Source organism: Moraxella tarda (assembly GCF_035181405.1).
Taxonomy (GTDB): Bacteria; Pseudomonadota; Gammaproteobacteria; order Pseudomonadales; family Moraxellaceae; genus Moraxella.
This window is the reverse complement of the sequence record NZ_JAYGGV010000001.1, coordinates 243,827-257,254: the sequence shown is the minus strand read 5'-3', so window position 1 is coordinate 257,254 and position 13,428 is coordinate 243,827. Positions and strand designations below refer to the sequence as shown.

Genomic DNA, 13,428 nt, shown 5'->3' with positions numbered 1-13,428 from the left:
TTTTTTTGAGTAAAAAGTTGCACTGTGATATGATAGGCAGGGTTATTTTTTGGTAAAAGACAGTAAAAATAAAGATAATAAAATGAGATAGATGATATGACCACACCGACTTATACCGACATTTTATCTGTGGTGGCAGACGATTTTGCCATCATGGATAAGCAAGTTTTTGGGTCACTTAATTCAAAAGTACGCCTCGTCATGCAGGTATCAAAACATGTGATTGATGCAGGTGGTAAGCGTATGCGACCACTGATTACGCTATTGACTGCCAGAATGCTTGATGACAAGTATAATCAACAAGCCTTGGAGTTGGGGGCGATTACTGAGATGCTCCACACAGCAACGCTGGTGCATGACGATGTGATAGATGAATCTGGATTAAGACGAGGCAGGCCAACTGCTAACGCCACTTGGAATAACGCTACCGCTGTTTTGGTTGGGGATTATCTGATTGCTCGTTCGTTCAATCTTTTGGTAGGCTTTGATAATATGGCATTGTTAAAAGTGTTTTCGGACGGCACTTGTGATATTGCTGAAGGTGAGGTACTACAATTACAACACCAATATAACATTGAGACCACCGAAGATGACTACTTACAGATCATTGATGGCAAAACTTCTCGCCTATTTATGATGGCAACCAAAGGTGCGGCACTATTGCAAGGCAGAGATGAATTGCTTGAAGATTTGGGTGTGTTTGGCCATCATTTTGGCAATGCTTTTCAGATGATTGATGATGTGTTGGATTTTGTGGGTGATGTTGAATTTATGGGTAAAAACCTAGGCGATGATTTGGCCGAGGGTAAGCCTACTTTGCCAATCATTAAGACCTTAGAGATTTTAAAGAATTCCAGCCCTGCTGATTATGATAAGTTAAGAGTCGCCGTACAAACAGGCAAAACCGACAATGCAGGCGAGCTGATTGATTTGGTCAGGTCGTCAGGTGCGTTGGATTATTGTAAGCAGCGTGCCTTGAATGAAGCAAAAGCTGCTCAGATTGCACTCGCACATTTGCCTGATAATAAATACCGCCATGCACTATACCAACTGACCGAACTGGCAATCAGTCGCTTATTATGATTTCTCTGCCCTTGTTTGATGATGTTGTTTTATTTTAATGTAATAAAATACCATGAATTTTCAAGTCTTATATCAAAAAGCCCCCATAACCTTACTGTTTATTTTGAGTTTTGTTGGGTTTATGCTGTATCAATTAACCCAAGGTGTGAGTCTTGATAATCCAAGTTCAAAAGACTTAATATCTTTTGGGGCGAATTTTTTACCTTTAACATTAATGGGTGAGCCGTGGCGTCTGTTGCAGAGTGTCTTTTTGCACATAGGTCTGATTCATCTTTTGTTCAATGGCTTTGCAATGTATTATTTTGGGCAGGTGGTTGAGCAAATCATTGGAAAATCATCATTTTTATTGGTGTTTTTGCTGTCGGCAGTTGGTGGTAATTTGCTGAATTTATTCATCACTTGGCAGGGTGTATTAAATGGTGGTGTAGTTGGTCTTTCAGCAGGTGCATCAGGAGGCATCATGGGACTTGGGGCATTTTTGTTGATGCTTGCTGGACTAAAAACACCAACTGTGTTTATTTTAAATACCAAGAACTTGGCGATGGTCATGACGCTAAATCTGATCATGGGTTTTGCGATTGCTGGTATTGATAATGCAGCACATATTGGTGGTATGCTTGTGGGCTTATGCCTTGGTTTGGTGATGAGTTTGGTACTAAAAAACAGATTGTCAAAGATGATGTTTTGGGTGGTGTCGACGCTTTTGGTGCTAGGATTTGTGCTGACTTGGTGGCATTTGCATACCCAACTACTGATGTATGTAGGTGGTGTAGGTTTGGTTTGATTTTGTTAACAGTATCATCTTCCTTGCGTCATCAAATATGGTGGATAAATTCATATAAACCAACTTCATTACTACTGTCGCTCATGACCCCAATGACGGCTTGAACTTTGTTGTCGTGATAACGCCAATCTCCCAAAACTAATCGTTTCTTGCCATGAATATGGTGGTGTACAGCAGGGCGATGTGTATGTCCGTGTATGATGACATCGCAATTTTTTAAGGTTTTTTCCGCTACTTTCGTGTTGACATCCATGATATCAATTGGTTTTTGAATTTTGCTTTTTTTGGATTTGTTTTTAATTTTTTGAGCAAGTTGGCGACGACTGGCTAGAGGCTGTTTTAATAACAACCAAGAGACCATAGGATTTCGGATGGCTTTGCGATAATATTGATAGTGTTTGTCATCGGTGCAGAGCCCATCTCCATGTTCCAATCGATAAAGTTTGTGGTTGTTTTGATCGGTTTGACTATTTAGATAGTATGGTTCTTTGATCAGCTGAGCGTCAATTATATGACAAAGCCCTTGACGAATGGTAAAATCACGATTGCCATGCATGATGTGGATTTTTATTTTATTTGATATTTTTTTTAAAGATTGTAAAATGGGCGTTAGCCAGTGCTTGCTCTTTTCATCATCGGATAAGGTTAAATAATCATCATCACCAATCCAAGCATCCAACCAATCACCCAAAATGTATAAGCTTTCTAATTTTGGTAAAATTGATAGCTGTTTGATGAATGCCAAAAACGCTTGATTAATGGCAGGTGTACTGTCTGAAAGGTGTAAATCAGCGATAAAAACCATACGAATGTCTTTGGGGTTTTTAGCCAGAAAATGAATGAAGTTTTGCATGGTAAGGTAAAAAGACCATCTGTGGCGAACTTATTAACCGATTGGAAGTGGCAATTTTTGCTTATTGTGATGATACCATCAGATAAAAATAAAAATGAATATTTTGGTGTATGCCAGATCATTTTTTTTGTAAAAGCGGAGGTAAAAATATTTTACCTCCGCTTTAATATGTCTTGATGGTATCTATCAATTATTTTGAGATGACTTTGGCAGAGTGAATCACAATCGGTGTGGTAGGTACATCGCTGTGATAGCCATGTTGTCCAGTTGGTACGCTTTTGATTTGGTTAACCACATCCATGCCGTCAGTTACTTTACCAAATACAGCATAGCCCCAGCCTTGTGGTGTTGGGCTGGTATGATTTAAAAAGCTGTTATCTTGTACATTAATAAAAAACTGTGCAGTTGCTGAATGTGGGTCGTTAGTACGAGCCATGGCGATGGTACCAACATCATTTGACAGACCGTTGTCCGCTTCGTTCATGATTGGTGTGCCCGTGCGTTTTTCGTTCATGTCCGCATACATACCACCGCCTTGAATCATAAAGCCATCAATCACACGGTGAAAAATCGTGCCGTCATAATGACCACTTTCAACATAGTCAAGAAAGTTTGCAACCGTAATTGGGGCTTTTTCTTGATCTAATTCAATCACAATCGCGCCATGCGTGGTGTCAAATTGTACAATTGGTGTGCTCATAAATATTCCTTATTAGTTGAATAATTGAAGGTTGAAAATAGAACAGTGGCATTATAGCATTATAATGGCATTTATGGCAATTTTTTATCAAAAATCGGTCTGTTATTGGGGGTGAAAAATAAAATATTACGAATAATTAAGCACTTAAAAATATTTGCTCAAACTTTGATTTGAAAAACACACCAATTCATCAATTTATGGCAAAATTATGCTAAAATGAGGTAATATTAATCCCTTGACTTATTAAAATGGAAGATTTATGACTGATTCTACTCCCACTTCTTTTGAAAAAAACGATTTTATCCGTCAGATTATCCGTGATGACTTAGCATTTGGCAAATATGACGGCGTCGTTACACGCTTTCCACCAGAGCCAAATGGATTTTTGCATATCGGTCATGTCAAATCTATTTGCCTAAATTTTGGTGTGGCAAAGGAATTTAATGGTTTGTGTAATTTGCGTTTTGATGACACCAATCCTACCGCTGAAAAGCAAGATTATGTTAATGGTATTAAGGCAGATGTTGAATGGCTCGGCTTTACATGGAATGGCGATGTGCGTTACGCATCACATTATTTTGACCAGCTGTATGAGTGGGCAGTACAGCTCATCAAGCAGGGCGATGCTTATGTGGACTTTCAAACGCCAGAGCAAATTCGTGAGCACCGTGGTGGCTTTGGTAAGCCATCAGTGGAGTCGCCCCAAAGAAATGCTACGATTGAGGAAAATTTGACTCGTTTTGAAGACATGAAAAACGGTAAATATCAAGAAGGCGAGGCGGTTTTGCGTGCCAAAATTGACATGAATCATGCCAATATGAATATGCGAGATCCTGTTATTTATCGTGTGATGCATGCCTATCATCATCAGACGGGCGATAAATGGTGTATTTATCCAATGTATGATTATGCACACCCCTTGTCAGACGCTATTGAGAACATCACACATTCTTTGTGCACGCTAGAATTTGAAGACCATCGCCCTTTTTATGATTGGGTAATTGATAAAATTGGTTTTGAACGTCCACCGCATCAATATGAATTTAGTCGGTTGAATATTGACCATACGCTGACTTCTAAGCGTAAGTTGAAACGCCTTGTAGATATGGGCGTGGTTTCTGGTTGGGACGATCCACGCATGCCAACAGTAGCAGGCATGAGACGCCGTGGCTATCCTGCGGCAGGATTGCGTGATTTTTGTGAACGAGTGGGCATCTCTAAGGCTGATGGTGTGGTGGATTTTCGTCAGTTGGAGTTTAGTGTACGCAATTCTTTGGAAAATACTACTGCTCGAGGCATGGCGGTATTGCGTCCTTTAAAAGTGACTATTGTCAACTTTGATGAGGCAGTGGCGGATTTTGAAACTTTGAAAAAACAAACCGTTAAAGCTCGCCTAAACGATGGCGTACTGTGGCTGACTCAGCCTAAACACCCGACCGTGGATATGGGCGAGCGTGAGATTCCGTTCACTAAAGAAATTTACATTGATAAGACTGACTTTGAAATCAATCCGCCAGCAGGCTACAAGCGTTTATCTCCAGAAAATAAAGAGATTCGCTTGCGTAATAGCTATGTTTTAAAAATTGAAGAATATATTGTTGATGAAAATGGTGAGGTGATTGAGCTGATTGCTACCATCGATCCTAAAACTTTGGGTAACAACCCAGAGGGGCGTAAAGTTAAAGGTGTGATTCATTGGGTATCGGCCAGTCATGGTGTAGATGCGGTGGTGCGTATGTATCAACACCTACTGCTTGAAGATGATGAGATTAATGATGAGGCAACTTTGCACGAAAAAGACATGGTAGATGCTGATACTGATGCTGATACCTTATGGATTAAACAACACATCAACCCAAATTCTCTGACTGTCTATCATGCGGTGGTTGAGCCATCATTGGCCAACGTATCTGCTGGCGATAAATTCCAGTTTGAGCGTGAGAGCTACTTTGTGGCAGACAGCGTAGAATTTACCAAAGATTTACCTGTGTATAATCAAGTCGTTGGCTTAAAAGATGGCTTTTGATTTAAATTGAGTTAAAAAACCGCAAGCAATCAGTTTGCGGTTTTTTAGTTTTTATTCTATTTTAAAAAGCTTAGGATGAACAAATTTAAAAACATAAAAAACAGCGTGTAGCTGATGCGTAAAAGTCGTAAATATGATAAAAATATGATAAAGTAGTCATTTAAAAAAAGCATAAAAGAGATGATTGATGAAAATTTTGTTAGCCAATCCACGGGGTTTTTGTGCTGGTGTGGATAGAGCCATTGCTATTGTGAATGAAGCACTCAACCGATTTGACCCACCGATTTATGTGCGACACGAGGTGGTGCATAATAAATTTGTGGTAGAAGATCTTGCCAGTCGTGGGGCGGTGTTTGTAGAGGAACTTCACGAAGTGCCTGATGGGTCGATTGTGATTTTCTCAGCACATGGCGTATCTAAGGCGGTAGAGAACGAGGCAGCCAGTCGTGATTTGACGGTGTTTGACGCCACTTGTCCACTTGTTACCAAAGTTCATATTGAAGTGGGGAAATTTGCCAAAGAAGGCATGAATGCCATTTTGATTGGGCACGCTGGGCACCCAGAGGTGGAAGGAACGATGGGTCGGTTTGATACAAGTTTGGGTGGTCGTATCCACTTGGTTGAGGATTCGGCTGATGTGGCAAACTTAGAATTTGATGAAGATACACAACTTGCCTTTGTAACTCAAACGACGCTGTCAATTGATGATACGGCCGTAGTGATTGATGCTTTAAAAGATAAATTTCCTAAAATCAACGCTCCGCGTAAAGATGATATTTGTTACGCCACCCAAAATCGCCAAGATGCGGTGAAATCTTTGGCAAAAAATTGTGATGTTGTGTTGGTTGTGGGCAGTCCCAACTCCTCTAATTCCAATCGCTTAAGAGAGCTTGCCCAAAGGCTTGGGGCAAGGGCATATTTGATTGATAATGCCAGCCAAATGGATAAAGCTTGGTTTGATGATGTGCATTGCGTGGGTGTAACCGCAGGTGCGTCTGCACCAGAGATTCTGATACAAGAGGTGCTAGATACTTTGCAAGCATGGGGAGCAGATGAGCCACAAGAAATCAGTGGTATTGAAGAAAATGTTACTTTTAGCCTGCCAAAATCTTTGCGTGTATAAAAACAAGATTTATCAGACATAATGATTGATAAAACCATTTAAAAAAACTTACAACAAACAGAAATAAATTAATATGATGACGAAGCTTAATTTATCGCCACGATTTACAGGCAAGATTGATGAGAGTTTGGTGCAACAATTTGGCTCACACACACTTGCCCGAGTGTTTTTGGCGCGTGGTGTGTGTGATGTCTCTATGTTGGACACTCAGGTGGGCAGTTTGTTGCCAGCGGGGGACTTGGCGGGACTAGAAGAGGCAGCAAGGCTGATTGATGAAGCGATTGATGATAAGCGTATTTTAATTATTGGCGATTTTGACTGCGATGGGGCGACATCAACTGCTTTGATGGTGCGTTGTCTAAAAGAAATGGGTGCTGATGTTAATTTTCTTGTGCCTGACCGTTTTAAGTTTGGCTATGGTCTGACCCCTGAAATTGTTGCTTTTGGTGCAAAAGAATTTAATCCAGAGGTTATTATCACGGTGGATAATGGCATTTCTAGTCATGAAGGCGTGGCGTGTGCTAAGGAGTTGGGCATTGAGGTCATCATTACCGACCACCATTTGACCACAAAACCATCACCTGAAGCGGCGGCGGTTGTCAATCCCAATCAGCAAGGTTGTAATTTTGGCAGTAAGTCCTTAGTTGGTGTGGGGGTGGCTTTTTATGTGATGGGGCGTGTGGCTCGCATTCGTAAACAGGCTGGAAAACTTAGCACAAGTGTTGCCAAATATCTTGATTTAGTTGCACTTGGTACAGTCGCTGATGTGGGTGTGCTTGATCAGAATAATCGTATTTTGGTAACGCATGGGGTTAATGCCATTCGTCATGGACGAGCTTGTCATGGCGTGCTTGCCATCCTTGAACAGTCTGGGCGTGATCATGAGAAAATCAGTAGTAATGATTTAGGATTTGCGATTGCTCCACGCATTAATGCTGCAGGACGCATGGATAATATGCGTACAGGTGTAGAATGCTTGCTTGCAGATGATTGGAGTACGGCACATACGCTTGCTCTTGAACTTAATAAACTCAACCATTCTCGTAGAGCAATTGAGACACAAATGCGAGATGAGGCGAATCAGATCATTCAAGAGCTTCATCTAAATCCCGATAATCAGAGTGGTCTGCCACGCTCAATCATTCTACATCAAGACAATTGGCATCAGGGAGTTATTGGCATCGTAGCAGGGCGTATCAAAGAGCGTCTGTATCGCCCTACCATTGTCTTTGCTCCTGCTGATGGAGATAAAACCGATGACGATGATTTTATTAAAGGTTCGGCTCGCTCTATTTCAGGTGTGCATATCCGTGATGCCATTGAGGCGGTGGCGATTGCTCATCCGCATTTGATTACTCATTTTGGTGGCCATGCGATGGCGGCGGGTTTGACCATTCATAAGCGTCATTTTGATGAGTTTAAAACAGCTTTTTTAAAAGTGATGGAAGATTTTGATGAAATGGTGTTTAATGAAGAGTATTTTACAGACGGTGAATTATCTGCAGAGGATTTTAGCCTAAGCTTTGCTTATGAGCTCAAAAACATCAGCGTCTGGGGTAATGGCTTTGCACCACCGAGCTTTGATGGGGTGTTTGAAGTGTTGAACTTTCGTGTGATGAAAGATAAGCATTTAAAACTGACTTTACGCTCGCCAAAGGTTCAGTATCCGATTGATGCGATTTGGTTTAATTATGATGAGAAAAAGTGGGATTATCGTGCCAGTTGTATACATATTCTGTATGCTTTGGAGATTAACGAGTGGCAGGGTAGTCAAAGTTTGCAACTGGTCATCAAAGATTTGGCAGTTAATCAAGTAGCACCGATGGTTTTACCTATGTAAATCATGTAGATTGATAAAAATAAGTACATCACGGCAGTCATTATCAATGGTTTGTCAATGGTTTTGCTTGATCGTGATATTTGTTCATATGACTGTTCATATGATCTAAAATGTGCTTATAATCTTGATTTTAGATTGGTCTTTTTTGTGGGCTATTGGCTTTCATTTAAGAACAAGTTTGATATTTTTTTAAGCCTAAGCTTAAATTTATTATAAAATAAAAAAAAAGCCCTTTTTTTTAAAAGGGCTTTTTAAAATATGGCTCCCCAACCTGGGCTCGAACCAGGGACACACGGATTAACAGTCCGATGCTCTACCGACTGAGCTATTGGGGAATGGTAATTCTTTAAATTATCGGTTCATTTAAAGAATGGTGGGTCGTGCAGGATTCGAACCTGCGACCAATTGATTAAAAGTCAACTGCTCTACCAACTGAGCTAACGACCCAATTTGTTTGTGTTGCGTATTATACTAGATAATTTCAACTTTGCAAGTATTTTTTAAAAAAATCATACTTTAATTATTAGGATAATTGGTGGGTCGTGCAGGATTCGAACCTGCGACCAATTGATTAAAAGTCAACTGCTCTACCAACTGAGCTAACGACCCTTATCGCTAATGTGGTGCGTATTATACAGGATATTTTTAAGTTTGCAAGCATTTTTTTGATTTTTATGACAAAAAACTTATTGGCTAAAAAAATACAATCTCGTTATTTCTATGGTCGTTGCATTGCATCATTTTATTTAAGATGAGTGGTGGGTTGTTGGTTGATGGTGATGTATTAGTACTGGTCAAGACGCAAAGCTCTGGCATTACACATAGACAAGATAAGTTGTTGTAGCAAATGCCATACATTACTGTCTTTGACGCCTTTAATGCTTTTGTCAATCTCAAATATGGCCATGCTCCACCCTTGGCTGATGATACTTGGGGTGCGGTGAACGGCATTCATGTACAGTGATGTTTTGTTACGCCAAATACCAAGCTCTTGTGGGGTTTTTCCTGCGTGGATCTGTGTAATCAGCCGTGCATCTTTATTTAAAGTCCATAAAATAATACTTGGGGCAGTGTCGGTATTTTTTAAATGAGTTAGAATTTGTAAGGCTTTTTGGGTGTTGCCCATCAAAATGCTGTCAGATAAATCAAATACACTAAATTCTGCACCATCAACCAAACAGGTGAGTAGCTGTTCATCATTGATGGGGGTGTTTGGATAAAGTAGGGATAATCGCCATAGGTTTTGATGTGCGGTCAGTAGGTTGTTTTCGGTGTGGGCAAGGAGTAATTGCCAAGCGTCTGTGCTTAATGTGATTGCTAACTGATTGGCTTGGATTTGCAACAACTCACGACGCATTGATTCGTCATAAATATTGCCATCAATAATGAGTCCGTACTTATCAAAAATACCAATCGCTTTGGTAGAAAGTGATTTTTTATCTTGTTTGGGTAGGCACCACAGTAGGTGATGTGGTGTGTCTTTGCCAATGCGTTCAAGGGCAGAGAGTATGTCGGATTTGCTGGTTTTGTCATTTTTGGGTTTGTGATTGCCAGTTACGATGATGACGCTGCTATCACCAAACAAGCTTAGACTATCAAGTTCAATGATGACCTCTGACCATGAACTGTGGCTGGTCAAATCTATGCGTTTGATGGTTTGTTCATTTGCTGTCCAAATTGGACGACAAGCATCAATCAGCCATTGTGCAATCAGTGGCTCATCAGAATGCACCAACCAAAACCCTGTGATTGGTGGCCCATTTTGTGTGTTAAGTAGCTGATTGAACAATGGCAAAAAGCGTTGTTGCATGATGTGATTTAACCCTTGGTTTGAGTTTTATGTCTTGGCCTTAGCATGGTATTGCTCAGCGATGCGTTGGGCAAGATGGTCGTATAGCCAAGTTTTAATTTTTTCACCTTGTTGATCAAGTGTTATGATGCTTGCCTCATTGTATTGGTAGCTTTGTTCAACTTGCACAGGCATATGAAAAGTCTGCCTGCCCAGTGTATGACTGACATCTGCCGATAAGACAACGCGTACTTCGGTCAGTGTGCCGACCAATTTATAACGACGAAATTGCAGATTGTCAATCTTAATACTGTTGTCGGCATTTGCTTGATGAGTGATATGCAAAGATTGCAAATGCTTGATTAATGGTTGTTTTAAGGCAAGATAATTCTGATGGTCTTGTAGAACTATTGTTGTGGTGGTATAGGCAGGGTTTGGCTGGGTTGTGGCTGTGTTACGCAGGGTAAAGCCACAACCGCCAAGGTTTGTCATTGTTACCATGATGACTGCCAGTGTTAGTGCTTTTTTCATCAAAGCATTCCTAAGATTAAGCTGTAACAACGAAATTGACCAGCTTATTTGGCACGACGATGGCTTTTTTAATCTCACCAGTTAGGAATTTGTCCACACCGTCAGCCTGTTTGGCAAGAGTAATTAAGCCATCGTTATCTAGGCCTGTTGCCACTTCCATCTGTCCACGCACCTTACCGTTTACTTGCACAACCATGATGACGGTGTCGTTGGTTAATGCTTCTTGATCAAGACTTGGGAAAATGATATTGCGGCTGTCCATACCAAGTTGTTCAAGTAAATATTCACCTGCGTGCGGTGCGTATAGGGCAAACATACAAAGTAGGGCTTTGATGGCCTCGTGTTTTACCGCCAAATCCTGAGCGTCTTTTACTTCAAAGCTGGCAATTTCATTGGTCAATTCCATCAGCGATGACACTGGCGTGTTTAGTGCCAAATGCTCCCCTAGGCTAACATCAATCTTGGCAATCGTCTCGTGTGTCTTGCGGCGTAAGTCTTTGCTGGTTTTATTAAGCTTATCTTGATTGATGGCAAGGCTTTTGGTATCCACGCCTTGAATGGCAATGAGGTGCTCGCCAACGATACGCCATACTTTTTTGACAAAATTGTGTGGGCCTTTTAGGGCAGAGTCTGACCACTCAAGTGTCTGATCGGCAGGTGCGGTGAACAGTGTGTAAAGACGCACGGTATCTGCCCCATACTCATTAATGATGGTTTGAGGGTCAACGCCATTGTTTTTGGATTTACTCATCTTCTCAATTTTACCAATCACGACAGGCTTGCCATCTGCAATTAAAGTTGCTGTGCTATTTTCTACGCTGACTTCGTGTGGGAAATAGTAGGTTTTTGAGCCGTCATTATTGGCACGGTAGAATGTGCCAGCCAAGACCATGCCCTGAGCCAACAAATTGGTGAATGGCTCATTGCCACCAACCAAGCCTTCATCACGCATGACTTTATGAAAAAATCGAGCATACAATAAGTGTAGTACGGCGTGTTCAACACCGCCAACATACTGATCAACTGCCAGCCATTTATTTGCACCAGCACGGCCGACCATTTGCGTGTCATCGTGTGGTGTGGTAAAACGCTGTGCATACCAGCTAGATTCAACAAAGGTATCAAAAGTATCGGTTTCTCGTTCGGCAGGCTGGCCACATTTTGGACAGGTGCAGTTTAGAAACTCTGGCATATTTTTTAGTGGGTTGCCACGACCATCAGGCACAACATCGGTTGGTAATACCACAGGCAAATCTGCTTCATCAACAGGCACATTGCCACAATAAGAGCAATTAACCATCGGAATTGGACAGCCCCAATAACGCTGACGGCTGACACCCCAATCACGCAAGCGATATTGGGTGGTGATTTTGCCATTATCGCCCAACAGCTCAGCAATTTTAGCTGTGGCATCAGCCTTGTTTAGACCGTCAAGTTCGCCAGAATTGATACATACACCATTTTCTTTGTCAGCATACCACTCTTGCCATACTTTGTCATCGTAGGTTTGATTTTGTATATGAATGACTGGGCGGATTGGTAGGTTGTATTTATTGGCAAATTCAAAATCACGCTCATCATGTGCAGGCACTGCCATTACAGCACCAGAGCCATAGCTCATCAGTACATAGTTGGCCACCCATACAGGCACGCTTTGTCCTGTGATTGGGTGAATGGCACTAATGCCTGTGTCCATGCCAGTTTTTTCAGCTTTGGCAAGGTCAGCTTCAGCAACCGAGCCTTGTTTGCATTCGGTGCAAAATTGGGCAATGGAGGGGTTGTTGCGTGCGGCATATTGAGCTAATGGGTGTTCGGCGGCAATCGCCAAATAAGTTACCCCCATCAAGGTATCAGGGCGGGTGGTAAAAACGGTCAGTTTGTCCGCTTTTCCATCAATTTCATAAGCAAAATCAAGCTCCATGCCATGACTTTTACCAATCCAGTTGTGTTGCATGGATAAAACCTGCTTTGGCCATTTGCCTTCTAAGGTTTTTAAATCTTCAAGCAGTTCATCTGCATAGTCTGTAATTTTAAAGTAGTACATGGGAATGTCTCGTTTTTCAACGACCGCCCCAGAACGCCAACCACGACCATCTACGACTTGTTCATTAGCCAATACGGTATTATCCACAGGGTCCCAATTCACGGTTGCAAGCTTTTTGTAAACCAGACCTTTTTTGTACAGTTGCAAAAATAGCCATTGTTCCCATTTGTAGTATTCTGGCGTGCAAGTAGCAAACTCACGAGACCAATCAATTGATAAGCCCAGCGATTTTAATTGCTCTCGCATGTTATCAATATTGGCAAGAGTCCATTGAGCAGGGGCGACATTGTTGGCGATGGCGGCATTTTCGGCAGGCAAACCAAAAGCGTCCCAACCCATAGGTTGCATGACATCATAGCCTTTTTGTCGATAATAACGGCTTAGTACATCAGTGATGGCATAGTTACGCACATGACCCATATGGAGCTTACCACTTGGATAAGGAAACATTGACAGCATATAGCGAGTGGGTTTGCCATTATCGTTATTGTCGGTATGGTAGCGTTTGTCAGCTTCCCATTTGGCTTGTTGGGCTTGTTCGATGGCACTAAAATTATAATCTTGCAACATGGTAATCTCAAAATCTAAAATAAAAATAGGAAAATTTAACAGGTTATTATAGCTGATTTTTGCTATAATTTGCCAATATTTTTAA

At 41.4% G+C, this 13,428-nt stretch carries 10 protein-coding genes and 3 tRNA genes; 5 read left to right on the top strand and 8 right to left on the bottom strand.

The window, feature by feature from the left end; all coding sequences use genetic code 11:
• Positions 1–96: 96 nt before the first annotated feature.
• On the top strand, positions 97–1,083 hold the full coding sequence (locus U9670_RS01295; RefSeq protein ID WP_323841817.1) for a polyprenyl synthetase family protein: 987 nt from the start codon (positions 97–99) through the stop codon (positions 1,081–1,083).
• A 52-nt stretch (positions 1,084–1,135) separates the two neighbouring features.
• Positions 1,136–1,867, top strand: a complete 732-nt coding sequence (locus U9670_RS01290; protein ID WP_323841818.1) for a rhomboid family intramembrane serine protease — start codon at positions 1,136–1,138, stop codon at positions 1,865–1,867.
• A gap of 31 nt (positions 1,868–1,898) precedes the next feature.
• Here U9670_RS01290 and U9670_RS01285 read toward each other — a convergent pair whose 3' ends face one another.
• Together U9670_RS01285 and U9670_RS01280 are read right to left on the bottom strand one after the other, a co-directional pair.
• Complete coding sequence (locus U9670_RS01285; RefSeq protein ID WP_323841819.1) at positions 1,899–2,720, bottom strand: UDP-2,3-diacylglucosamine diphosphatase; 822 nt, start codon at positions 2,718–2,720, stop codon at positions 1,899–1,901.
• A 190-nt stretch (positions 2,721–2,910) separates the two neighbouring features.
• Complete coding sequence (locus U9670_RS01280; protein WP_416381504.1) at positions 2,911–3,420, bottom strand: peptidylprolyl isomerase; 510 nt, start codon at positions 3,418–3,420, stop codon at positions 2,911–2,913.
• A 259-nt stretch (positions 3,421–3,679) separates the two neighbouring features.
• Here U9670_RS01280 and U9670_RS01275 point away from each other — a divergent pair, with 259 nt between their 5' ends.
• The 3 genes from U9670_RS01275 (at position 3,680) to recJ (ending at position 8,409) form a co-directional block, all read left to right on the top strand.
• Positions 3,680–5,446 (top strand): glutamine--tRNA ligase/YqeY domain fusion protein, encoded by a 1,767-nt coding sequence (locus U9670_RS01275; protein WP_323841820.1) that lies wholly within the window; start codon positions 3,680–3,682, stop codon positions 5,444–5,446.
• A 187-nt stretch (positions 5,447–5,633) separates the two neighbouring features.
• On the top strand, positions 5,634–6,569 hold the full coding sequence (ispH, locus tag U9670_RS01270) for a 4-hydroxy-3-methylbut-2-enyl diphosphate reductase (RefSeq protein ID WP_323841821.1): 936 nt from the start codon (positions 5,634–5,636) through the stop codon (positions 6,567–6,569).
• A gap of 73 nt (positions 6,570–6,642) precedes the next feature.
• A complete protein-coding gene (gene recJ / locus U9670_RS01265; protein WP_323841822.1) occupies positions 6,643–8,409 on the top strand; it encodes a single-stranded-DNA-specific exonuclease RecJ in 1,767 nt (588 codons plus the stop codon).
• 259 nt (positions 8,410–8,668) lie between these two features.
• Here recJ and U9670_RS01260 read toward each other — a convergent pair.
• The 6 genes from U9670_RS01260 to leuS form a co-directional block, all read right to left on the bottom strand.
• Positions 8,669–8,744, bottom strand: a tRNA-Asn gene (locus U9670_RS01260).
• Between the two features lie 36 nt (positions 8,745–8,780).
• Positions 8,781–8,856 (bottom strand) — tRNA-Lys (locus U9670_RS01255).
• A gap of 86 nt (positions 8,857–8,942) precedes the next feature.
• Positions 8,943–9,018: transfer RNA gene (locus U9670_RS01250), tRNA-Lys, on the bottom strand.
• Between the two features lie 175 nt (positions 9,019–9,193).
• The gene (gene holA, locus U9670_RS01245) at positions 9,194–10,219 is read right to left on the bottom strand and encodes a DNA polymerase III subunit delta (protein WP_323841823.1); all 1,026 of its coding nucleotides are present in this window, start codon (positions 10,217–10,219) and stop codon (positions 9,194–9,196) included.
• Between the two features lie 27 nt (positions 10,220–10,246).
• A complete protein-coding gene (locus tag U9670_RS01240; RefSeq protein ID WP_323841824.1) occupies positions 10,247–10,729 on the bottom strand; it encodes an LPS-assembly lipoprotein LptE in 483 nt (160 codons plus the stop codon).
• A 16-nt stretch (positions 10,730–10,745) separates the two neighbouring features.
• Positions 10,746–13,343 (bottom strand): leucine--tRNA ligase, encoded by a 2,598-nt coding sequence (gene leuS / locus U9670_RS01235; protein WP_323841825.1) that lies wholly within the window; start codon positions 13,341–13,343, stop codon positions 10,746–10,748.
• Positions 13,344–13,428: the final 85 nt, after the last annotated feature.